The sequence below is a fragment of the Proteus sp. NMG38-2 genome, from assembly GCF_020640995.1.
Classification (GTDB): Bacteria; Pseudomonadota; Gammaproteobacteria; order Enterobacterales; family Enterobacteriaceae; genus Proteus.
Genome location: NZ_CP085481.1, coordinates 1,001,706 through 1,023,624 on the forward strand (window position 1 = coordinate 1,001,706; position 21,919 = coordinate 1,023,624).

General features: G+C 38.5%; 24 protein-coding genes. 9 read left to right on the top strand and 15 right to left on the bottom strand.

Features of this window, described 5'->3' with window-relative positions:
- Positions 1–42: 42 nt before the first annotated feature.
- Positions 43–315, bottom strand: coding sequence for an oxidative damage protection protein (locus tag LG402_RS04695; RefSeq protein WP_072071114.1), 273 nt, complete (start codon positions 313–315; stop codon positions 43–45).
- A gap of 29 nt (positions 316–344) precedes the next feature.
- The gene (gene mutY / locus LG402_RS04700) at positions 345–1,385 is read right to left on the bottom strand and encodes an A/G-specific adenine glycosylase (RefSeq protein ID WP_166541006.1); all 1,041 of its coding nucleotides are present in this window, start codon (positions 1,383–1,385) and stop codon (positions 345–347) included.
- A 217-nt stretch (positions 1,386–1,602) separates the two neighbouring features.
- On the opposite strand from mutY, the gene trmB reads away from it, so the two are divergent.
- From trmB to LG402_RS04725, 5 genes are all read left to right on the top strand, one after another.
- Positions 1,603–2,322: a tRNA (guanosine(46)-N7)-methyltransferase TrmB gene (gene trmB, locus LG402_RS04705; RefSeq protein ID WP_166541005.1), complete on the top strand. Its 720-nt coding sequence runs from the start codon at positions 1,603–1,605 to the stop codon at positions 2,320–2,322.
- Positions 2,322–2,648 (top strand): YggL family protein, encoded by a 327-nt coding sequence (locus LG402_RS04710; RefSeq protein WP_006534836.1) that lies wholly within the window; start codon positions 2,322–2,324, stop codon positions 2,646–2,648. Before trmB ends, LG402_RS04710 begins: the two co-directional genes overlap by 1 nt.
- A 74-nt stretch (positions 2,649–2,722) precedes the next feature.
- The gene (gene glsB / locus LG402_RS04715) at positions 2,723–3,649 is read left to right on the top strand and encodes a glutaminase B (protein WP_166541004.1); all 927 of its coding nucleotides are present in this window, start codon (positions 2,723–2,725) and stop codon (positions 3,647–3,649) included.
- A 22-nt stretch (positions 3,650–3,671) separates the two neighbouring features.
- Complete coding sequence (locus LG402_RS04720) at positions 3,672–4,430, top strand: DUF2884 family protein (RefSeq protein ID WP_227336526.1); 759 nt, start codon at positions 3,672–3,674, stop codon at positions 4,428–4,430.
- Between the two features lie 153 nt (positions 4,431–4,583).
- Positions 4,584–5,534 carry a siderophore ABC transporter substrate-binding protein gene (locus tag LG402_RS04725; RefSeq protein ID WP_227336527.1) on the top strand — a complete coding sequence of 317 codons (951 nt, stop codon included), beginning with the start codon at positions 4,584–4,586 and terminating at the stop codon, positions 5,532–5,534.
- Between the two features lie 98 nt (positions 5,535–5,632).
- Here the strand turns inward: LG402_RS04725 and hemW are convergent, their stop codons facing one another.
- From hemW to LG402_RS04750, 5 genes are read right to left on the bottom strand one after another with little or no spacing between them, the layout of a single operon-like run.
- Entirely contained in the window at positions 5,633–6,763 is a 1,131-nt protein-coding gene (gene hemW, locus LG402_RS04730; protein WP_109409431.1) for a radical SAM family heme chaperone HemW, read from the bottom strand.
- Positions 6,756–7,349, bottom strand: coding sequence for an RdgB/HAM1 family non-canonical purine NTP pyrophosphatase (rdgB, locus tag LG402_RS04735; protein WP_227336528.1), 594 nt, complete (start codon positions 7,347–7,349; stop codon positions 6,756–6,758). The genes hemW and rdgB overlap by 8 nt, the downstream gene beginning before the upstream one ends.
- An 11-nt stretch (positions 7,350–7,360) precedes the next feature.
- A complete protein-coding gene (locus tag LG402_RS04740) occupies positions 7,361–7,918 on the bottom strand; it encodes a YggT family protein (RefSeq protein WP_023581020.1) in 558 nt (185 codons plus the stop codon).
- Between the two features lie 18 nt (positions 7,919–7,936).
- Positions 7,937–8,755: a pyrroline-5-carboxylate reductase gene (proC, locus tag LG402_RS04745; RefSeq protein WP_166541000.1), complete on the bottom strand. Its 819-nt coding sequence runs from the start codon at positions 8,753–8,755 to the stop codon at positions 7,937–7,939.
- Between the two features lie 14 nt (positions 8,756–8,769).
- On the bottom strand, positions 8,770–9,468 hold the full coding sequence (locus LG402_RS04750; RefSeq protein WP_227336529.1) for a YggS family pyridoxal phosphate-dependent enzyme: 699 nt from the start codon (positions 9,466–9,468) through the stop codon (positions 8,770–8,772).
- Between the two features lie 21 nt (positions 9,469–9,489).
- On the opposite strand from LG402_RS04750, the gene LG402_RS04755 reads away from it, so the two are divergent.
- Positions 9,490–10,494, top strand: coding sequence for a type IV pilus twitching motility protein PilT (locus LG402_RS04755; RefSeq protein ID WP_166540998.1), 1,005 nt, complete (start codon positions 9,490–9,492; stop codon positions 10,492–10,494).
- Between the two features lie 52 nt (positions 10,495–10,546).
- On the opposite strand, the gene ruvX is transcribed toward LG402_RS04755, so the two are convergent.
- From ruvX to rsmE, 4 genes are all read right to left on the bottom strand, one after another.
- The gene (gene ruvX, locus LG402_RS04760) at positions 10,547–10,966 is read right to left on the bottom strand and encodes a Holliday junction resolvase RuvX (protein ID WP_109409436.1); all 420 of its coding nucleotides are present in this window, start codon (positions 10,964–10,966) and stop codon (positions 10,547–10,549) included.
- Positions 10,966–11,529, bottom strand: a complete 564-nt coding sequence (locus LG402_RS04765) for a YqgE/AlgH family protein (protein ID WP_023581015.1) — start codon at positions 11,527–11,529, stop codon at positions 10,966–10,968. Before LG402_RS04765 ends, ruvX begins: the two co-directional genes overlap by 1 nt.
- Positions 11,530–11,667: 138 nt before the next feature.
- On the bottom strand, positions 11,668–12,624 hold the full coding sequence (gene gshB / locus LG402_RS04770; protein WP_072071100.1) for a glutathione synthase: 957 nt from the start codon (positions 12,622–12,624) through the stop codon (positions 11,668–11,670).
- 10 nt (positions 12,625–12,634) lie between these two features.
- Complete coding sequence (rsmE, locus tag LG402_RS04775) at positions 12,635–13,366, bottom strand: 16S rRNA (uracil(1498)-N(3))-methyltransferase (RefSeq protein WP_227336530.1); 732 nt, start codon at positions 13,364–13,366, stop codon at positions 12,635–12,637.
- Between the two features lie 249 nt (positions 13,367–13,615).
- Between rsmE and LG402_RS04780 the strand changes: the two genes are divergently transcribed.
- Entirely contained in the window at positions 13,616–14,248 is a 633-nt protein-coding gene (locus LG402_RS04780) for an A24 family peptidase (RefSeq protein WP_227336531.1), read from the top strand.
- Between the two features lie 107 nt (positions 14,249–14,355).
- Here LG402_RS04780 and LG402_RS04785 read toward each other — a convergent pair whose 3' ends face one another.
- Complete coding sequence (locus LG402_RS04785) at positions 14,356–15,024, bottom strand: DsbA family protein (RefSeq protein ID WP_166540995.1); 669 nt, start codon at positions 15,022–15,024, stop codon at positions 14,356–14,358.
- Complete coding sequence (locus LG402_RS04790) at positions 15,012–15,884, bottom strand: MBL fold metallo-hydrolase (RefSeq protein WP_109409441.1); 873 nt, start codon at positions 15,882–15,884, stop codon at positions 15,012–15,014. The genes LG402_RS04785 and LG402_RS04790 overlap by 13 nt, the downstream gene beginning before the upstream one ends.
- A gap of 105 nt (positions 15,885–15,989) precedes the next feature.
- Between LG402_RS04790 and LG402_RS04795 the strand changes: the two genes are divergently transcribed.
- Positions 15,990–16,910: a LysR family transcriptional regulator gene (locus tag LG402_RS04795; RefSeq protein ID WP_109409442.1), complete on the top strand. Its 921-nt coding sequence runs from the start codon at positions 15,990–15,992 to the stop codon at positions 16,908–16,910.
- Here the strand turns inward: LG402_RS04795 and LG402_RS04800 are convergent.
- Positions 16,887–17,813 carry a LysR family transcriptional regulator gene (locus LG402_RS04800; RefSeq protein ID WP_166540993.1) on the bottom strand — a complete coding sequence of 309 codons (927 nt, stop codon included), beginning with the start codon at positions 17,811–17,813 and terminating at the stop codon, positions 16,887–16,889. The two genes, LG402_RS04795 and LG402_RS04800, sit on opposite strands and share 24 nt — an antisense overlap.
- Positions 17,814–17,925: 112 nt before the next feature.
- On the opposite strand from LG402_RS04800, the gene lysA reads away from it, so the two are divergent.
- The gene (gene lysA / locus LG402_RS04805) at positions 17,926–19,167 is read left to right on the top strand and encodes a diaminopimelate decarboxylase (RefSeq protein WP_166540992.1); all 1,242 of its coding nucleotides are present in this window, start codon (positions 17,926–17,928) and stop codon (positions 19,165–19,167) included.
- 110 nt (positions 19,168–19,277) lie between these two features.
- Here the strand turns inward: lysA and fadE are convergent, their stop codons facing one another.
- Positions 19,278–21,725, bottom strand: coding sequence for an acyl-CoA dehydrogenase FadE (gene fadE, locus LG402_RS04810; RefSeq protein ID WP_166540991.1), 2,448 nt, complete (start codon positions 21,723–21,725; stop codon positions 19,278–19,280).
- Positions 21,726–21,919: the final 194 nt, after the last annotated feature.

Here is a 21,919-nt window from a genome sequence, read left to right on the forward strand (position 1 = left end):
GAATAAAATACCAGAGCCTTAAAGGCTCTGGAAAAGTGAATATTATTTTTCAGGTGGGGTGTAGCCGTCAATATGAACATCATGACCTTCAAATAAAAACCGTACCATTTCTTGTTCTAATAGTTTGCGATCTTCTGGGTTCATGGTGTTGAGTTTTTTCTCATTGATCAACATCGTCTGTTTTGTCATCCACTGAGTCCATGCTTCTTTTGAGATCTCATTGAAAATGCGCTTTCCAATTTCTCCTGGGTACAACTGAAAATCAAGTCCATCAGCTTCTTTGTTTAGGAAAGTACAAAAAATAGTTCTGCTCATAATACGTCCTCAATATCGCAGGGATTAGCTTAGGCTAATTGTCTAAGTAAATTCTCTACAGGCGCCGCTAACCCAACGGTTGCAGGTGTCTGTAAGTTATACCAAAGTCCTTTTTGCTCCTCCATCATAGAGGTAAACGCTGAGAGTTTTACGCAAATTGGCACAATATCTAAATGAAAGTGACTAAAAGTATGTCGAAATGAAATCAGTTGTTCTGATTCATTATTCTCAAGTCCATGCTCAGTTAGCCACAGTTCTAAAAGCGCTTTTGTCTCAAACTGAGGAAAGGCAAATAACCCCCCCCATATTCCTGCTGGTGGTCTTTTATCCAACCAAACAAGATTATCATATTGTAAAATAAGAAAATAAGTTGTTTTTTCTGGGATAACTTTTTTCGGTTTTTTCCCAGGATAATCCGCCCAATTGTTTTGAGCATAAGCGATACAACCTGTATTTAGTGGACATAGTTCACATTTAGGTTTGCTTCTAGTACAAACCATTGCACCTAAATCCATCATTGCCTGATTAAAATACTCGACACCTACAGTTGGGGTGACGTTTTCGCTGATCTCCCACAACTTATTTTCAACTTCTTTTTTACCTGGCCAGCCTTCAACGGCATAACAACGAGCTAAAACACGTTTCACATTACCATCAAGGATTGGGTAAGGTTTTTTCAGTGATAAGGATAAAATAGCACCAGCGGTTGAACGTCCAACACCCGGTAAAGCACAAACGTCCTCAAAGGTATCAGGAAAGTACCCTTGATGTTTATCTACAATGTGTTGTGCTGCTTTATGCAAGTTTCTGGCTCTTGCGTAATAACCAAGGCCCGTCCATAAATGAAGTACTTCATCTAATGGTGCTTTAGCTAACGCTGCGACATCAGGAAAACGTGAAATAAAACGCTCAAAATAAGGAATAACCGTTGCAACTTGGGTTTGTTGCAACATTACCTCAGATAACCAAACGTGATAAGGCGTTTTTTCTTGCTGCCAAGGGAGCGTTTTACGCCCATATTTATGATACCAATTGAGTACGACTTGCGAAAATTGCAGTGCTTCCATCATGTTTTATTTTATTAACTCATGTTCTGATTAAGGTAAGATTGCACCACAGTGAGAATAAACTGTAAACACTCTTAATATTTATCTTATAGAGTGATGCTTCTATAAGTGACTCTTGCTAAACTTAGGGATCTTTGGATAATGTCGGTTAAGTTTATACCATAGCGACATTATAACGATTTTAAGTAAATAATTGGCCTAACGACTGACAGTATTAGACATGATCAAGAATGTAATTTCTCCGGAATTCAATGAAGAAGGGCGTGCTTTACGGCGCGTTCGTAGTTTTGTTCGTAGACAAGGCCGTTTAACTCCTCGTCAAGAGCAAGCATTAGAAATACAGTGGCCTATTTTTGGCATTGAATATCAATCGGAACCCATCGACTTCAGTCAGGTTTTTGGACGCGAAGCACCTGTTATTTTGGAAATAGGCTTCGGCATGGGCGCATCGCTCGTGACTATGGCAAAAGATACGCCAGAAAATAATTATTTCGGTATTGAAGTGCATGCACCTGGTGTGGGTGCCTGTCTTGCAAGTGCTGAAGAAGAACAATTAACTAATTTGCGAGTCATGTGCCATGATGCGATTGAAGTACTCAATCACATGATCCCAGATAATAGTTTAAAAATGGTTCAGTTATTCTTTCCTGATCCATGGCACAAAGCGCGCCATAATAAGCGCCGTATTGTTCAAGTGCCTTTTGCAGAATTAATTTTAAAAAAATTAACGTTAGACGGTGTTTTTCATATGGCGACAGATTGGGAACCATATGCAGAACATATGCTTGAAGTGATGACAAGTGTTGAAGGCTATCAGAATTTGTCAGATACTCAGGATTATGTACCACGACCAGAAACACGCCCAGTGACTAAGTTTGAGAAACGTGGTCATCGTTTAGGGCATGGTGTATGGGATCTTATGTTTAAGAGGGTAAAATAATGGCTAAACAACGTAGTCGCCGTTTACGCAAAAAAATGCGTATCGATGAATTTCAGGAATTAGGTTTTTCAGTTAAATGGACTTTCCCAGAAAATACCCCAATTGAGGAAGTGGATCGCTTTGTTGATGAACTGATCCTCAAAGTTATTGAGCCAAATGGGCTGGCATTTGATGCAAGTGGTTACCTGAGCTGGGAAGGCTTAATCTGCTTACAACAAATTGGTAAATGTACAGAAGAGCATCGCCAATTAGTCGAAAACTTCCTAAAAGAGAATAAAATGCAAGATGTACAGACCTCTGAACTATTTGACGTTTGGTGGGACTGATAGAAAGTTATACATTTAGCAAATAATTACAAGGGCATCCAAAAGGATGCCCTTGTCTGTCTGGGGAAGGGACTGTGACTACAACGTTATCTAACGCATTACTGTCAGATATTTTGCAACAAATTCGCCCATTAATCGGGCAAGGAAAAGTCGCGGATTATATCCCCGCGTTAGCCCAAGTATTGCCAGAACAGCTTGCTATGGCTGTTTATACGGTGGATGGTGAACTCTATCAATCCGGTATGGCAGACAAGCGCTTTTCTATTCAATCCATTTCTAAAGTGCTTAGTTTGACACTTGCTTTAACTCGTTATGAAGAAGATGAAATTTGGCAACGAGTAGGAAAAGAGCCTTCAGGTCTGCCTTTTAATTCCTTAATACAATTAGAGATGGAAAAAGGGATACCTCGGAATCCTTTTATTAATGCGGGCGCTATTGTTATCACTGATATGTTGCAGTCTCGATTAAGTGCACCAAAGCAAAGAATGTTAGAAGTTATTCGCTTTTTAACTGATGCTCCTGATATTTGTTATAACTCAGTGGTTGCAAAATCAGAGATGGAACATCTTAGTCGAAATGCATCAATTGCTTATCTGATGAAATCTTTTGATAATTTTGAGAATGATGTTATCACGGTGCTGGAGACTTATTTTCACTATTGTTCAATAGAAATGAGTTGTACTGAATTAGTTCGATGTTTTAGTTATTTAGCTAATCAGGGCGTAAGTGTTGGGAATAAAAATCAGATTATTACGCCAAGACAAACCCGGCAAATAAATGCGTTAATGTTAACTTGTGGTATGTATGATGGTGCCGGTGAATTTGCATTTCGTATTGGGATCCCAGGAAAATCAGGTGTTGGAGGTGGCATTATTGCTGTTGTTCCTGATGCTTTTACCATTGCAGTTTGGTCACCAGAGCTGGATAAATCAGGTAACTCATTAGCAGGTTGTGCAGCACTTGAATTATTAGCAAACAAAGTAGGGCGCTCGATTTTTTAGCCATGTTTTCAGGAGAGTTGTTATGAATTTAAGAAATGTTGCTGTAGCACTGTTTTTTGTTGCAGGCTCTGCCAATGCATCCCCCAGTTTTGATTGTGCTGTAATGCCAAAAGATGATTTACGCATAACCTCTGAATTTGTTGAAGTTGCTGGTTCACAGGGTTTAATGGTCATTTATCCCAATGGCACATTACTCCAAAATGAAAAAAGCGCCACATTGACGCCACAACAACAAGAGTTAGCAAGAAAGTATCAAGCCACAGTTAGGCGAGACGTACCTTGGCTAAGAACTGAAACAGGGATAAAACTGCAAGATTCTCGCAAAGTGCTCGATAAAGTGGTCATTGAAGCTTTTGGTAAAGAAAGCAATATCCTCAATAGATTAAGTAGATTAGAGAAAGATCTTAATCAACAAATGGATAGAGTGGTTAGCATAGAACCAAATAACATCACTTTTCATGCTCAAGCGATTAAAGAAGTTGAAGCCAAAGGCCGTGAAATCGTAGAGAGTAGCCTTGGTGGTATGCTGCAAGACAGTATTAATGAATTAGGGAAAAAACAGTTATTAGCGGCTGCTGGTGGCGACAGTAAAAAAGCCTTAGGTGGATTATTAGGAAGCTTAGATGGTTTCCAAAAAATCATAGATCAGGAGTGGAAACAGCAAGAAGCTGCATTTACTCAATTTGGTCAGCAAGCTTGTAGCAAAATAACTCAAATGGAAAATCAACATATCGAACTTATTAATTCGTTAAAAAATAATTCATCAAACATTAATAAATAATAGCATTATATCCCTTGTAGTTAATAAGCTTTATAAATTGTGAGCTCACAACAATTGAAAATAATAATGAAAATCATTCCTATTCAATTGACTTGTGAGATGAGCTGTTTACAATGCCCTGTTTGAGTATTCCACTTAAACAGGGCAAAGTTAATGAAGAAGATCCTTCCTTTAGTTATCGCATCTATCCTTTCTGTAACGAGTTTCTCTGCGTTAAGCAAAACGCCAACTGAATATCAACCTAACCAAGTTATTAGTCAGCAGAATGACAAGATGGTGATTAAACATCTGTTGGGTGAAACAACCGTCTCTAAGGATCCATCAAAAGTGGTTCTTTTTGATTTTGGTCTCTATGATTCTTTAGTTCAGTTAGGTTTAGCCGATAAAGTGGTTGGGTTACCGTTAGGTAATGCTCCTGCTTATATTAAAGGTAGTATTGCAAGTAACGTTGCTAATGTCGGTGGCATGAAAGCGCCTGATTTAGAAAAACTAGCTGAAATTAAACCTGATTTAATCATTATTACGGGGCGCCAAGGCGCATCTTATGAAGCCTTAGCGAAAATTGCACCTACTGTTAATTTAGGTACTAATAGCACTAATTATCTCAACTCAGTTGAGTCTAATATCAAATTATTAGGTGAGCTATTTGATAAACAGCAAGCGACTCAAGAACAAATTGCTAAATTAAATGCCGTTATTGAGCAAGCTCAGAAAAAAGCCACTGGATCTGATAAAAAAGTATTAGTGTTGATGCATAACGCCGGCAATTTAATGCCTAATAATCAAAGTGTTGTTTATGATGTTGTTAAAGCAAAAAGGGCCGAATTACCACCTGTTGCAGAGGAAGATAAAGGTAAACGTCGCGTAGTTACATCAGAAATGATCGCAAAAGCTAATCCAGATGTTATTTTTATTGTGGATCGTAGCGAAGCGATTGGCGCGGGCAAATTAGAACAAACTGCATTTGAAGATGACGCTATAAAAACAACTTCAGCCTATAAAAATGGCGGTATTGTTTATCTGCAGGCTGATCTTTGGTATCTCTCTGGTGGTGGTTTAGATAGCTTAACTAAACAAATTGAAGCAGTAGAGAATGCGCTTTAATTGATTAATCTTTAAGATTTGTTATTAAAGAGAAATGCCCAACTGAGAATAACAGTATGGGCATTTTTTTAAGCTAGCTATTTGTGAAATCAGCAATATTAAAGAAATAGTTCAAGCAATGAGTTGAGGAACAGTTTGCCATGAGGTGTAATTTGCCAGTGAGTGTCTGTTTCACTTATATAACCTAAAGCCAAAGCTTCGTCTATTTGATGGCGAATAACTTCTTCAGAAAGCCCCGTATAATCGCTGAAATCTTGTCTTGGAAATGCTTCTAATAGACGAAAACGGTTCATAAAAAATTCAAATGGACGATCATCATTATCAACAAAATGTTGCTGGTCGAGATAACGGCCTTCCATAAAACCTTTAGGGTGCTTGGTTTTTACTGTTCGCATGATGCGACCATCTTCAAAGCTTATTTTCCCATGAGCACCACAACCAATACCTAAATAATCGCCAAAACGCCAATAGTTTAAGTTGTGCTCGCATTGAAAGCCTGGTTTGCAATATGCTGATGTTTCATATTGTTGATAGCCTGCGGCTGTCAATAATTTATCGCCTTCTGAGAAAATATCCCACAACATATCGTCGTCAGGTAATTTAGGCGGACGGGAACCAAATTGTGTGTTGGGTTCAATGGTTAATTGATACCAAGACAAATGTGGTGGGGATAATTCTATTGCTTGCTGTAAATCCGAAAGCGCTTGAGATAATGATTGGTCTGGTAATCCATGCATTAAATCTAAATTAAAGCTACGTAAGCCTAATTCTTTGGCTAAACGAGCTGCATTTTTAGCTTCATCTGCATCATGAATGCGCCCTAAGCGAATAAGTTTATCATTACCAAAACTTTGCACACCAATAGAAATACGATTTACGCCAGCACGTTGGAATCCGGCAAAGCGCTCAGCTTCTACGGTTCCCGGATTCGCTTCCATGGTAATTTCTGCATTCGGGCTAACAGCTAGGCGTTCTTTAACGCCATAAAGCAAATCAGCCATTGATTCAGCACTTAATAAACTCGGTGTTCCACCACCAATAAATATCGTTTGAACTTCACGAGAACCAACATGAATAAGATCAGCATCTAAATCATTGAGTAAATGTTGCACATATTCTTGATGCGGTACTTCACCTTTTAGTGTGTGTGAATTGAAATCACAATAAGGGCATTTTTGTACGCACCAAGGAATATGAATGTATAGACTTAATGGGGGCAACTTAAGCATTCTTAAGGGCATCCAACATTAATTTAAGTGCTTTACCACGATGCGAATGCTGATTTTTTTGCTCTTTAGTTAATTGCGCTGCAGTGCAATTTAACTCTGGAACAAAGAAAATAGGATCGTAGCCAAATCCACCTTCACCGTGCATTTCTTTACTTAATACACCGTGCCAAATACCGTGGAAAATCAGCGGAGTTGGATCGTTCTCATGGCGCATATAAACTAATACACAATTAAATTGTGCTTGGCGTTTTTCAGCAGGTATTTCTTTTATTGCATCAAGCAATTTATCCAGATTTTGCTGATCGCTTGCATCCACACCCGCATAGCGCGCTGAGTAAATTCCCGGAGCACCGCCTAATGCATCAACCGAAATACCTGAGTCATCGGCAATTGCAGGTAAACCAGTCACTTTTGCTGCATGACGCGCTTTAATCAGTGCATTTTCAACAAAAGTTAGGCCCGTTTCTTCAACAGAATCAACACCAAGCTCTGTTTGAGCAACAATATCTAAACCAAAATCAGAAAGCAAAGAGGCTAGCTCTTTGACCTTTCCCGGATTTCCTGTTGCGAGAACTACTTTTTGCATGAGTGTTATCCTTAGTAAAGCGTTACGCTAAGTAGCCATTGTAAAACATCTACACGCAGATAATTCAGGGCGTAAAGCACAAGAATAACAATCATTGCAGAGAAATCTAAACCACCCATTGCCGGAATGACACGACGAATAGGAGCCATTAAAGGTTCTGTTAATTGAAATAAAAGATGATCAATTGGATTGCGACCTTGGCTTACCCAACTAAGGATTGCGCGGATAATGATCAACCAGAAAATCATCTTACCTGCCGCTGTGAGCAGTTCAATAAAGGCAAATGGGAACATTAAAGAGAAAGGAATAGATGTTCCTGATAAGTAAGATGGAATAATAATACCAAGCAGAATTAATATATAGGCTAATAAGACTGAAGCGGTATCAATAGGGCCAATAGAAGGGATAACACTTCTTAATGGGCGAACAATTGGCTGTGTGATCTTGACGATAAATTGTGAAAAAGGATTATAAAAATCAGCTCTGACACATTGCATCCAGACACGTAGTAGAAGTACGGATGTGTAGAGTTGAAGAAGAGTCAGAATGACGAAATTTAAAAAATTCATTAGTTGGCCCTGATGAAATTAAAATAGTTTTTCCATTTCTTGCGCGCGTTTAATCGCAGCTTGCATGGCAGAAGCGACGTTTTCAGGTAATTTACCTTCATAAAACTGCATAAGTGCAGCCGCTGTCGTTCCACCTTTTGATGTTACCTGCTCGCGTAAAGTTGAGAAAGGTAGCATATGTTGTTTTTCAGCTAAGGCTGTAGAACCACTTGCTGCTTGTTGCACTATGGCTCTTGCTACATCAGGTGAAAAACCTAAACGTTCAGCTTCTTGTTGCATTGATTCCATAAACAAGAAGAAATAAGCAGGTGCACTACCAGCAACGGCGATAATATCATTGATGGCAGATTCTTGCTCTACCCAAACGGTTGTTCCGACACTTTTCATTAATTCATCGGCAAACTGTTTATCTTGAGATGAAAGTGAATTGTGCGCAAACATACCACTTAAGCCTTTACCTACCAGTGCAGGAGTATTTGGCATAATACGAACGAGTTGTAATTGAGTTGCGAAATAGTCGTTATATCGTGTAGCAGGAATACCTGCTGCGATAGTGAGGACTAACTTTTTACTCATATCAATATTTTGTAAGGGCTTACAAACTTCTTCCATCATTTGAGGTTTTACAGCCAGTATAATGACATCCGCTTTTTTCACTGCGTTAATATTGTCATTAGTGCTATGAATACCAAACTCTTTCTCTAAAGGTTCTCTGCGAATGGCGGAAGGTGAGCTGACGGTTATTTTATTTGCTGGATATCCACCTTGAATCAATCCTGCAATGATAGCTTGAGCCATATTTCCAGCGCCAATAAATGCGATGTTACGATGTTCCATATAAACCTCTATTTTTACTTAGTCGCGTAATCTCTTGCGCCAAAAATTGCTGTACCAATACGAACGAGTGTTGAGCCACAAGCAATAGCCGCTTCCATATCACTCGTCATTCCCATAGATAATGTATCTATGTTGGGATATTGAGATTGTAATTGTTTAAATGCGAGATGCATTTTCTCTAACACTTTAACTTGTTTGTCATAATTGCTTTCAGGTGCAGGGATCGCCATTAATCCGCGTAATTTAATGCCTGAAAGAATAGAAATTTGTGCTGCTAGCCCATCAAGTTCAGTCAGATTAATACCTGACTTACTGTTTTCATCGCTAATATTGATTTGAATAAGGACATTTAATGGTGGCAATGAGTCAGGACGTTGGTCACTTAATCTTTGAGCAATTTTTAATCTATCAATGGTATGGCACCAATCAAAATTTTCAGCAACAAGGCGCGTTTTATTTGACTGTAGAGGACCGATAAAGTGCCAAATTAAAGCGTGGTTATCAGCAAAATAATGGATTTTATCAACACCTTCTTGGACATAGTTTTCACCAAACTCAGTTTGTCCACATGCTATTGCTTTTTCGATGTCACTCGCAGGTTTTGTCTTACTCACTGCAAGTAGTGTTATTTCTTCTGAAGAACGGCCGCATTTCTGCGCTGCTGTGTCAATGTGAGACCTGACATTGACGAGATTCTGTTTAATAGTATTCATGGCAACTCAGGAGATAATAAGATGAAAATGGAAAATTTAATTGCGTATAGTGTAAAGCATAACGCCTCTGATCTGCATCTTTGTTGTGGCGATGTACCACGATTACGGATCAATGGAATACTTTATCAACAAAATCAATGTAAACCTATCACTTCCGATAGTCTACTTGCGTGGTTCAGGCCTTTTTTGAATGATGCCCAAAAGCAAACTTTTGAGAATGAAGGGCAGATTGATACAGCACTTACGTTGCCTTGTGGGCAACGGCTTCGTATTAATTTGTTTCGCCAACAAAAAGGTGTTTCAGCAGTATTAAGAATAATTGAAACACAAATCCCTTCTTTAGATAAACTTCGAGTACCCAAGTCAGTTTCAACATTATTAGATAACTATTCTCATGGGCTTATTTTAGTTACTGGGGCTACAGGCAGTGGCAAGTCATCGACATTAGCCGCGATGATCAATCATTTAAATCAATATCAACGTCAGCATATTTTGACATTAGAAGATCCAATCGAATTTATACATAGCAATAAACAAAGTGTTGTTCAGCAACGAGAGGTTGGACGCGATGTGCAAAATAGTGCAAGTGCAATAAAGGGTGCTTTACGTCAAGATCCAGACGTTATTATGCTAGGGGAGTTAAGAGATGCACAAAGCATTAAGTTAGCATTAACCGCAGCCGAAACAGGGCATTTAGTTCTAGCTACTTTGCATACTCAAGGCGCAACACAAACACTTGAACGTGTTACTAACGTATTTGTAGGTAATGAGCGTCAATGGATTTCATCACAATTAGCATGCAGTTTGAGGGCGATAATTTCACAAGAGTTGGTACCTTCAACTGACGGTGGGCGGGTGGCATTATTTGAAATAATGCAGGTTACGCAGGGCATTTCGCATCTTATTAGAGAAGGGAAATATCACCAAGTAACAACATTGATGCAAACGGGTATTGAATATGGCATGCAAACCTTCATGTTAAGTCGCCAACAACGTCAACATGAAGGATTAATTCAACGAGATTAATTGATTAAGAGCGAGATTAATAAGAATAGTCGTTTTACATGACAGGTATTTGTTAGCATTGCTGTTCAAACCAGCTTTCAAGAATAATAACGGCAGATGTTGCATCCACACTGCCTTTATCTAATGAACGATAACCACCACGCTCAAAAAGGTGAGCTCGAGCCTCAACGGTACTAAGGCGTTCATCATGCAAGGCAATTTGTACACCAAATCGACCATGGAGGCGATTAGCAAACTTTTTAGCTTGTGTTGTGACTAATTGTTCCGTGCCATCCATATTAAGAGGTAAACCCACAATGACTAAATCAGGTTGCCATTCTTTTATGATTTTTTCGATCTGAGACCAATCAGGAATGCCGTCTTTGGCTTTAAATGAAGCTAAAGGTCTAGCAGTTCCTGTGACTTCTTGACCAATAGCTGCACCAATACTTTTAGTGCCAAAATCAAAGCCCATTACAGTTCTGTTTGACATTATGCGTGACCCGCTATAGGCGAAATAGTATGGATATTAATCCCAATTAATTCAGCAGCTTTATGCCAACGTTCAGCAATGGGGGTATCAAAAATAATTTGAGGCGAAGCTTCAACTGTAAGCCAACTATTTTCTAAAATCTCTTTTTCTAATTGGCCTTGTTCCCAACTGGAATAACCTAAAGAGACCAATGTTTTTTCTGGTTGTCTTGCTGTGCCTAAGGTTTCTAATACATCTTTAGATGTTGTGATCATGGTGCTATCACTGATTTTTATGCTAGAGCTAAAACCCGACACCGGAGTATGTAAGATAAAACCATGTTCTTCTGCAACAGGGCCTCCTGACATCACAGGTTTTTGTAAGCTAATCGCTTCATCTCTGTCTGTTGAAAAAATTTCCAGCTGATCTAATACGCCTTCCACTGAGATATCTTCGATAGGTTTATTAATAATTAAGCCCATCGCACCGTTTTCATTATGTTCGCAAACATAGACGACCGAACGCTCAAATAACGGATCGCTCAATGAAGGCATAGCAATAAGAAAATGGTTAAGTAAATTCATAATAGTAATACTGTTCCCTGATCATTTTTAGTAAAAAACCTAGCCCTTTTATACATTGTATTTCTTAATGTACACCACTTATTTATATGTAGGGGCTAGGTTCAGACTTTTAAACCCTTTAGCGAGAGTGATTAAAAGTTAGTTTTTCTTGTTTAGGCGTACTTCAATTGCATCCATTAGCATGCCTGTTACAGACACATCAGGATACGCTGCTTCAATTTCACGCGCACAAGTTGGGCTTGTGACGTTAATTTCAGTCAAGCGATCGCCAATAACATCTAAGCCTACAAAAATAAGGCCTTTTTGCTTGAGGATAGGTGCGACTTGACGTGCAATTGCCCAATCACTTTCTGTTAATGGACGAGCTTCACCGCGACCACCAGCCGCTAAATTGCCACGAGTTTCCCCTTTTGCAGGAATACGTGCTAAGCAATAAGGTACAGGTTCGCCGTCTACAACAAGAATGCGCTTATCACCATCAACAATTTCAGGTAAGAAGTTTTGCGCCATACAGAAACGATGACCATGGTCTGTGAGTGTTTCGATAATAACACCTACGTTAGGATCGTCTTTTTTCAAGCGGAAAATAGATGCGCCACCCATACCGTCTAATGGTTTGAAGATCACATCGCCATGTTTTTCATGAAAGGCACGTAAATGTTTAGCTTCACGGGTAACTAAGGTATCTGGTGTTAAAGTTGGGAACCATGCTGTAAAGAGTTTTTCGTTACAGTCACGCAAGCTTTGTGGCTTATTAACAATGAGTGTTCCCATATCTTCTGCGCGCTCTAAAATATAGGTTGCGTAGATGAACTCGGTATCAAAAGGCGGATCTTTACGCATTAAAATAGTATCAAGTTCACCTAAAGCAATATCCTGCTCTTGACCAAATTCAAACCATTTTTCTGGGTTTTCTTCTACGCTGAGTAAACGAGTATGAGCGCGTGCTTCACCTTGGTGTAGGTAAAGATCGTTCATTTCCATATAATGAATTTCCCAACCACGGCGCTGTGCTTCTAATAGCATGGCAAAGCTGGTGTCTTTTTTGATTTTGATGGATGAAATTGGATCCATCACAATACCTAATTTAATCATTACTTCTCCTTTATCCCAGATCGCCGAACCGAACCTGCAAAGCGGTGATTGCGGTGAGCGCTGTTGTTTCAGTTCTTAATACACGAGGACCTAATAAAATATCAGTAAAATGGTGCTCTGTTGTCATGGCAATTTCTTCGGGGGAAAGCCCACCTTCAGGGCCAATCAATAAGCGCACTTTTTTAACAGGTAAGGGTAAGGTATTAATACTTTGGTTTGCTCTAGGGTGTAAATTGAGTTTTAAACTATCATCAGTTTGAGCGCACCATTCTTCTAATGACATCACTGGCATCAATTGTGGAAGCGTATTTCTACCACACTGTTCACATGCCGAGATAATAATTTTTTGCCATTGTTGATGTTTTTTCTCTAAACGGCTTGGATCTAGTTTAACACCGCAGCGTTCTGAGATCAGTGGTGTAATTGTATTTACACCTAACTCTACTGATTTTTGAATAGTAAACTCCATTTTCTCACCTCTAGACAATACTTGCCCTAAATGGAGATCGAGAGGGGATTCTTTATCATCAACAATGCCTTCATTTACTTGCACTGTGACTGATTTTTTTGTGCTTTCAATGATTTCAGCATCAAACACTTGGTTTGAACCATCAAACAATGCCAGTTTTTGTCCTGTAGACATTCTTAATACACGCCCAACATGATTAGATGCTTCGTCATCTAATGTTGTTTGTGTGCCTGTTATGAGTGGTTCTGGATGATAAATGCGAGGAATACGCATAACGTGAAACCCTTACGTAAAAGATGGTTAACCGTGATAAATAAAATATGTGATATGCATCATACGCATGACATTATGGCATGCAAGTTATCACTTTACTTTTGTCGTTATTATAGCGTGAATTTTCTTGCGAGTTTTGTCTCAAAACTTCATATTTTTAGGGTGATTATAAAAGAAATTCTCGGTGTTCGATTTATTCTCTTATACAGTTAGCTAATAGGAGTTTTGAAAAACAAAGGATTGATATTTATGAGTTTTATTGGTTTTCTCTTTAAACGTGATTTCTTGCTCTCTTTTCTTAGTTGTTTTTTCATGGCAATTAAAATTTGTACATTTTATTCATTATTATCTTTGTTACCTAAATCTCGGCGTTATCAGCTTATTTTTAGTTATTTTGTTATTTTTCTTTATTGGGTGACTGCAATTAATTCATTATCTTTATTGATAATATTTTCAATGTTAACTTTTTATTTATTAACGCTTTCTGTTTTTGATGCTGACTATTTCTTGCTGCCTAATGATTTAACTTTTTGGTTGTTATTTTTAGGATTGTCAATAAATTACACTACATATGGACTGGCTCTTTTTCATCATGCTTTTTATGGTTTTTTAATGGGAACAGGGCTTTTTTATGGTGTTTATTTATGGGGATATTTTATTTATCAAAAATGTGTATTGGGTTTTGGTGATGTGAAATTGTTTGGTGCAATCGGCGCATGGTGTGGGTTTGAAAAATTACCTTATATTCTTTTAGGTGCTTCTTTGTTAGGGCTTTGTGTGTATTGCATAGTATTAATAACCACAAAAGAATATTTAAACAAAGTCGCATTTGGCTCTTGTTTATCTTTTTCGACACTAATGGTGCTTAGTTTCTATTTTTAGTTTATTGATAATTTTATATTTACAATATTTAAAATGGGTAATGTCTTGAATAATAAAGAAGGTAGTGTGCAGAAATACATAAGTAAATCAGCACACTGTAAAATCGATTATAGATTTTCTGTTATAAATTGTTGCCAACGTTTTGTATCACCTAAATATTTTTCAACTGGTATTAGGTGATAACCTTGTGCATCTTCAATAAATAGCGTCGGAAAACCACGACCATTAACTTGACTCATTAATTGCTGTGTTTGACTTAAATGTTGTTGAGTTTGTGCTTCATTAATTTCAGACAGTAAAAATGCAAACTGTTCAACATCAAAGCCTAGCTTTTTTACAATAAATAACAGTGTGTTTTTATCACTGATATTTAGGCCGTCAAGGTAATAGGCTTCTTGTAATGCTTTTAATAAATAAACGTCACGTTTTCCCATTATTTGAGCGACAAGAATAGCTGAAATAGGTAACAAAGAGTTTAGTACCATTTCTGTGTTACCAAGAGCGTCACGGTATGCATGACTAAAAACTTGACCTGATAACTGGCTAATACGTTCATCAATTGGTGTGACGTGTTCTTTCCATGATTGACCACCAGTTACGGCTCTTGCTGGTGTAAACAAACCACCACCATGTAACCTGATAGCATCAGGAAATATATTGCTCACTACTTCAATTAAGGGAGCAATGCCATAACACCAACCACAAAGAGGATCATAAACATAGTGCAATATTTTAGTACTTTGAGTATTACCTGTACTGCTTGTTACTGAGGCCATTGCATCTCTCCTTTAAGTACTTTTGCACTGAGCTCTAGGCTTGATTTATCTGCTAAATTCTGATGAGTTTTTTCCATCACTGCAATAAATTCATCTGAATTTTTTGTCTTTTCAAGATTTTTCTCAGCCTCAATTAGGTAATTCATCGTAAAGTCAACTGCTTGTAGACTATATGTTGCTTCAGGTAAATAGTGACCTGGAATAACGGTTTTTGGTGAGAGTGATTTTATTTGTTGCAATGCTTTAACCCAATGTTGGCGCTCTGCAACAGTTTGAGTATCTGCTAACCAGACATGAATATTTTCAGAAACTAAAACTCCCCCCATCACTGCATTCAGTTTTGGAACATAAAGATATGTTCTATCTGGAGATTGACTATCTAATCCTTTGATAGAAATAGTCTCTCCTTCAATAGAAAAACTATCGCCTGTTACCACTTCAGGAATGATGATTTTTTTAGGGGCATTTTCTTTAAGTACTGGCCCCCAGTAGGCAAGTTTTCCTGCTTGGGTTTCGTTGATAGCATTGATTGTGGGTGCAGTTGCAATCACTTTAGCATTTGGAAACGCATCAGTAATAACATCTAATCCAAAATAAAAATCAGGATCTGAATGGCTGATATAGATATAAGTCAGGTTTTTTCCAGAAGCTTTGATCTTATCAACTAAGGCTTGTGCATCATTTTTTTGAAATTGTGCATCAATTAAAACAGCATCTTTATCACCATAAATAATTTCAGAAGAAACAGGGAAAACACTCGCCTCTCCAGGATTATAGATATCTAATGTTAATTCAGTGGCTAGTGCTGACGTTGCGAAGAAGGCGGTTGTTGCAAGTGTTAAAGGAAGTAATTTTTTCATCTTTTGTTTTCTCCATAATGTTGTTGCTGACTATAATATGTTGCATAAAACAAGAGAAAAACCTCATTTCAGGCAATTAATTGTTGCGTAAATCGAGCAAATAAAATGGATAAAATAAAAGCATCAGAAGTTTTTGTGACCATTGTAAAGCAAGGTAGCATGATAAAAGCTGCTGATTATCTAGGTATGTCTAGAGCCATGGTAACTCGTTATTTAAATGAAATGGAGGAATGGGCGGGTGTTCGTTTATTACATAGAACGACACGTAAACAGAGCTTAACATCTGTTGGTGAGATGGTTTATGAACAGAGCTTACAATTATTAGAAATGGCAGAACGTATCCCCGCCAATATTCCTAAGGAGCGCCATCAAATTAGTGGGCTTGTTCGTATAACCAGTTCACAATCGTTAGCAAATAGCATTTTATCTGTTGCAATCTGTGAGTTTATGCAACGTTACCCTTTAATTGCCGTCGATTTACAAATTACTAATCAAACGGTGAATTTGGTGGAAGAGCGCATTGATATTGCTTTGCGTATTACTAATCATCTTGAGCCTAATTTAATTGCACGACCGCTGGCAACATGCCTTTCTGTAGTATGTGCTCACAAAGATTATTTAGTAAAAAAAGGAATACCGAAAACACCGGATGATCTCGCTCAACATCAGTGTTTAACTTATCGTTTTTTTGGGCGTAGTTTATGGGAGTTCAATTTAGAGGATAAACGTTATTCTGTGCCCGTTGGTGGTAATTTGAGTGCCAATGAATCCGTTGTTTTATTGCAAGCCACATTAAAAGGAGCAGGGATATCATTACAGCCTTATTATTCAGCAAAACCTTATCTTGAAAGTGGAGAGTTAGAACACGTTTTAGCTGACTATCAAGCTCAACCTATGGGGATTTATGCTGTTTTAGCGAGTCGGCAAAATATGCCAGCAGCAGTACGTGTATTGCTCGATTTTCTTGTTGAATGGTTTTCATCCTCTCCGCATTGGCTTGGTTTATCGGGTAAAAGCGAGCTTTAAGCGTTCAGGGTAATCCGCTAATGTACTTTTCATTACATCAATAAAATAGGAAACCAGTTGTGATGATGGGCGATGAGATGGGCAAATTAAACTTATAGTAAAGGGGATTGTAAAGCTTAAAGGGCGAATACAAAGTGTTTTATTGAGGTAATCAAGAGCAGTAATAGGATTAACAATTGAAATACCGATATTTTCACTGACCATGGCGCAAATAGATGCAGCACTTTGTGTTTCCATGATTAATTGTCGCGTTATTCCTTCTTGAATAAAAACGGCATCAATGAGCTGTCGATAAGGATCATTAACAGATAAGCTGATAAAGCGCTCGTTCTGAAAATCAGACGGGTGTAACAATGCTTTTTGACACAATGGATGTGACTTAGGTAAAACGGCAACTTCATTGAGTGTTAACAGTGTTTCTTGTTGAGTTCCTGCTGGTGTTTGCGTGTGTTCTGTTAAGCCCAAATCATAATGTTGAGCAGATAGCCACTCTTCTAATAATGGTGATTCTTGAGGAACGATAGTTAAATTGACATCAGGATGTTGAGCAATAAATTGACGACAAATGGAAGGTAGCAATGATTGAGCAAATGCAGGTAAACAAGTGATATTTAGTTCAGCTTGTCGAAAATGACGAATACTTTCAGCAACATTAATGATCCTATCTAAACCATAATAAGAGCGTTGTACTTCTTCAAAAAAGCGTAATCCTTCTGCCGTGGGCTGAAGTCGGCCTTTTATCCTATCAAATAACTTAAATGATAATAGATGTTCAAGACGTGATAACTCTCGACTTACAGTAGGTTGCGAAGTTTTCAGTAATTCAGCCGCTTCAGTGAGATTTTGTGTCGTCATTACAGCATGAAATATCTCAATATGTCGCCAGTTAAAAGGAGCTTTCATTTATTATTCCTATATCAAAAATGAATAGAGTGTAGCTTATTTGATATTTTTATTCCTTTTCAAGTTAATTAATAATCATTTTATTCACCGGTGACTTTTATGAGTAAATATTATGACAACATCAATCACTATGGCTCAATATCAACTCGCACAAACGTATGGAACGCCATTATGGATTTATCAAGGCGATACAATTTCTGAACGTATTGCTCAACTAAAATCGTTTGATGTGGTCCGCTTTGCTCAAAAGGCTTGCTCAAACATTCATATCTTACGTTTAATGAAAGCGCAGGGTGTAAAAGTAGACTCGGTTTCATTAGGTGAAATCGAACGTGCTTTAGTGGCAGGCTATCAAGGTGGTAGAGAAAAAAGCGAGATTGTCTTTACTGCTGATTTATTGGATGAAAGAACTATTGAGCGTGTTATTGAGTTAGATATTCCTGTTAATGCAGGTTCTATTGATATGCTTCGTCAATTAGGTGAACGCAATCAAGGGCATGCTGTTTGGATAAGAGTTAACCCTGGATTTGGTCATGGGCATAGCCAAAAAACCAATACAGGGGGGGAAAATAGTAAACATGGTATTTGGTTCGATGATGTCCCTGAAGCATTATCTGTGATCCAACAATACAACCTAACTTTAGTTGGTTTTCATATGCATATTGGTTCTGGTGTTGATTATCAACATCTCGCTAGTGTATGTGATGCAATGGTTGAGCAAGTGCTTAGCTCTAAAGTTGATATTAATGCTATTTCAGCAGGTGGAGGATTATCAACGCCATATCAAGAAGGTGATGTAACAGTCGATTTAACCCACTACTTTTCGTTATGGGATAAAGCACGTCAACGTATTGCACAACATCTTGGTCATGATATTGAGCTTGAAATCGAGCCGGGGCGTTTCTTAGTGGCTGAGTCTGGTGTATTAGTTTCTCAAGTGAGGGCGGTTAAATCGATGGGAAGTCGTCACTATGTGCTGGTGGATGCCGGATTTAGTGATTTAATGCGTCCTGCGATGTATGGAAGTTACCATCAAATTTCAGTTTTAGATAATCATGGGCAAATAAAGCCAATGACAGAATTACAAGAAACTATTGTTGCAGGCCCGCTTTGTGAATCGGGAGATGTTTTTACTCAGCAGGAAGGTGGCACTGTTACCCCTCGTTTATTACCTCAAACTCAAGTGGGTGATTACATAATTATTCATGATACAGGGGCTTACGGCGCTTCAATGTCATCTAATTATAATAGTCGTCCTCTTATTCCAGAAGTATTAATAACAAAAGGGGCTTCTCGATTAATTCGACGCCGCCAAACCATAGAAGAATTATTAGCGTTGGAGTTGGATCTCTAATTAATCGTTTTTATTAGCCCACTTTGATTGAAATAAAAACACCTCATAACTAATTAAGTCATGAGGTGTTTTGTTTTATTGGGCGGATGATGTGCCCTTATATAAATAAACTAGGCTGCTTTGTCTGTTTTGGTATTACTCGTTTTAGGCTTTTTTGCGGGGACCGCCAGTGCATCAAAGTCAAACTCATCAACATTGATACTCCGTAAGCGACTTTGTTCAGCTTTACGTAAAATATCAGCCTCTTCTGGAGTCACTCGTTTATCCGCTAACGCTTTATCTGCTAACTTATCTAATTGAGTAAAACTGAATTTTTTCTCGTAGAGGCGACAAATACGGTCGAAAATAGGTTCTGCTGCCAAAATATCAAGCAACGCTTCTTCCATTAAACCATGTGGATTGTGTTCACAAGGTGTTAAGAATTGGCCTCTACCAATACGATCGCGAGTTTCAGATGGTTGTTGAATAATTTGAGCCACTTTACTGTCTAGTTTATCGGATGGCAGTTTTTGCGCTTTACCAAGAGGGAAAATAATAGCGCGCATAGTACCTGCAATCATTCGGCTCGGGAAATTACGTAACAGTTCATCAATTGCATTTTCAGCTTGGTATAGACACTCTTTCACACTCCAATGTACTAATGGTAAATCGGCAGTATGGCGCCCTTCATCTTCATAGCGTTTTAAGGCCGCAGAAGCGAGGAAGATATGGCTTAAAATATCACCCAAACGAGCAGAAATACGTTCACGACGTTTTAAACTTCCACCTAAAACACCCATTGAAACATCAGATAATAAAGCCATATTGGCACTAAGGCGGTTAATTTGCTGATAGTAACGACGTGTTTCATCATTGGTTGGTGATGTACTTAAACGGCCATTAGTGATACCTAACCAAATGCTTCGTAAGGTGTTACTTGCAACATGCCCAATATGGCCAAATAAGGCTCGGTCAAAATCATGTAGATTGCTATCACGTGCTGCGGCAATTTCATCTAACACATAAGGATGGCAACGAATAGCACCTTGACCATAAATGATCATACTACGTGTTAAAATATTGGCACCTTCAACTGTGATCGCAATAGGCGAACCTTGATAAGAACGGGCAACAAAGTTTGAAGTTCCAAGGCAGATCCCTTTACCACCAACAATATCCATTGCATCAATAACGCCACGTTGTGCTCTATGAGTACAATGGTATTTGACGATAGCAGATAAAACGGCAGGTTTTTCCCCTAACATAATACCCGTGGTAATTAAGGTTGCGGCAGCATCTAAAAGATAAGCATTACCAGCCAGACGTGCTAATGGCTCTTCGATACCTTCCATTTTACCAATAGGAATTTTGAACTGACGGCGTACACGAGAATAAGCGCCGGTTGCCATCGCTACACTTTTTAATCCACCGGTAGAGTTTGAAGGTAGAGTAATGCCACGACCAACAGAAAGGCACTCCACCAGCATTCTCCAGCCTTGCCCTGCCATTTTTGGCCCACCAATAATGTAATCAATAGGAACAAAAACATCTTTACCGCGAGTAGGCCCATTCATAAACGGAACGTTTAATGGGAAATGGCGATGGCCAATTTCAACGCCTTTTACATCGGTGGGAATTAATGCACAGGTAATACCAGGATTTTCATCGTTACTTAAAAGATGTTCAGGATCACGCAATTTAAACGCTAGTCCTAATACGGTTGCGATAGGTGCAAGGGTGATATAGCGTTTATTCCAATTTAAGCGAATACCTAATATTTGCTCTCCTTGCCATTCTCCCATGCAAACGACACCACTGTCTGGGATCGCACCTGCATCAGAGCCAGCTTCAGGACTGGTTAAAGCAAAGCAAGGGATTTCATCTCCCTTGGCTAAACCAGGCAAATAGCGTTTTTTCTGCTCATCGGTACCATAATGCTGAAGAAGTTCACCAGGGCCTAAAGAGTTAGGTACGCCAACAGTGATAGCTAAAATACCAGATACCCCAGCCAGTTTTTGCAATACACGGGATTGTGCATAGGCAGAAAACTCTAATCCGCCGTACTCCTTTTTAATGATCATCGCAAAGAAGCGATTATCTTTTAGGTACTGCCAGATTTCAGGTGGTAAGTCAGCCAACTCATGAGTGATTTCAAAATCATTTGTCATACGACAAACTTCTTCTACTGGGCCATCAAGGAACGCTTGCTCTTCAGCGGTGAGTTGTGGTTTTGGATAATTATGCAATTGCTTCCAATCAGGAGCACCACGGAAAAGCTCACCTTCCCACCATGTTGTACCTGCATCAATGGCTTCTTGTTCTGTTTTAGACATAGAAGGCATGACTTTTTGAAATGCTTTAAGTGCAGGAGCTGAAATATAGGCTTTACGAATAGACGGAAGTGTAAAGGGTAATAAAACCAATGCAACGGGGAGGAGTAGCCAGTAACTCCAAATATTAGCTAGACCCATTACAAAAGTGTAAGCAATGAGAACAAGGCTACTTACCGCAATACCAAATTTGCGATAACTAAGTATGCCTATAAGAATAATGAAAAGTGCAATACTGAGTAGTGTCATAATAAACTCCTGTATTTAGCAAGAGATCAGAGGTCAGACCTGTTGTTTGTTATTTAGATCTAATCTAGTCACCAACTTTTATCAATATATTTACATTCTAATTACAATATAGCTCACAAATTATTCGTAAATGAGAGAAGTTAGCATTTGTCGGTAATGAGTATCTTCTTTCATGACATTGGATCCGTTACACT

Coding starts and splice junctions, on each gene's coding strand:
- LG402_RS04725 (WP_227336527.1), top strand. CDS start 4,584: ATGAAGAAGATCCTTCCTTTAGTTATCGCATCTATCCTTTCTGTAACG.
- fadE (WP_166540991.1), bottom strand. CDS start 21,725: ATGACACTACTCAGTATTGCACTTTTCATTATTCTTATAGGCATACTT.
- LG402_RS04780 (WP_227336531.1), top strand. CDS start 13,616: ATGAGTTTTATTGGTTTTCTCTTTAAACGTGATTTCTTGCTCTCTTTT.
- LG402_RS04785 (WP_166540995.1), bottom strand. CDS start 15,024: ATGGCCTCAGTAACAAGCAGTACAGGTAATACTCAAAGTACTAAAATA.
- gshB (WP_072071100.1), bottom strand. CDS start 12,624: ATGATTAAATTAGGTATTGTGATGGATCCAATTTCATCCATCAAAATC.
- trmB (WP_166541005.1), top strand. CDS start 1,603: ATGATCAAGAATGTAATTTCTCCGGAATTCAATGAAGAAGGGCGTGCT.
- rsmE (WP_227336530.1), bottom strand. CDS start 13,366: ATGCGTATTCCTCGCATTTATCATCCAGAACCACTCATAACAGGCACA.
- LG402_RS04795 (WP_109409442.1), top strand. CDS start 15,990: ATGGATAAAATAAAAGCATCAGAAGTTTTTGTGACCATTGTAAAGCAA.
- LG402_RS04750 (WP_227336529.1), bottom strand. CDS start 9,468: ATGAATACTATTAAACAGAATCTCGTCAATGTCAGGTCTCACATTGAC.
- LG402_RS04695 (WP_072071114.1), bottom strand. CDS start 315: ATGAGCAGAACTATTTTTTGTACTTTCCTAAACAAAGAAGCTGATGGA.
- rdgB (WP_227336528.1), bottom strand. CDS start 7,349: ATGCAAAAAGTAGTTCTCGCAACAGGAAATCCGGGAAAGGTCAAAGAG.
- LG402_RS04755 (WP_166540998.1), top strand. CDS start 9,490: ATGAAAATGGAAAATTTAATTGCGTATAGTGTAAAGCATAACGCCTCT.
- lysA (WP_166540992.1), top strand. CDS start 17,926: ATGACAACATCAATCACTATGGCTCAATATCAACTCGCACAAACGTAT.
- hemW (WP_109409431.1), bottom strand. CDS start 6,763: ATGCTTAAGTTGCCCCCATTAAGTCTATACATTCATATTCCTTGGTGC.
- LG402_RS04765 (WP_023581015.1), bottom strand. CDS start 11,529: ATGAATTTACTTAACCATTTTCTTATTGCTATGCCTTCATTGAGCGAT.
- LG402_RS04740 (WP_023581020.1), bottom strand. CDS start 7,918: ATGAATTTTTTAAATTTCGTCATTCTGACTCTTCTTCAACTCTACACA.
- LG402_RS04800 (WP_166540993.1), bottom strand. CDS start 17,813: ATGAAAGCTCCTTTTAACTGGCGACATATTGAGATATTTCATGCTGTA.
- LG402_RS04720 (WP_227336526.1), top strand. CDS start 3,672: ATGAATTTAAGAAATGTTGCTGTAGCACTGTTTTTTGTTGCAGGCTCT.
- ruvX (WP_109409436.1), bottom strand. CDS start 10,966: ATGTCAAACAGAACTGTAATGGGCTTTGATTTTGGCACTAAAAGTATT.
- LG402_RS04790 (WP_109409441.1), bottom strand. CDS start 15,884: ATGAAAAAATTACTTCCTTTAACACTTGCAACAACCGCCTTCTTCGCA.
- mutY (WP_166541006.1), bottom strand. CDS start 1,385: ATGATGGAAGCACTGCAATTTTCGCAAGTCGTACTCAATTGGTATCAT.
- LG402_RS04710 (WP_006534836.1), top strand. CDS start 2,322: ATGGCTAAACAACGTAGTCGCCGTTTACGCAAAAAAATGCGTATCGAT.
- proC (WP_166541000.1), bottom strand. CDS start 8,755: ATGGAACATCGTAACATCGCATTTATTGGCGCTGGAAATATGGCTCAA.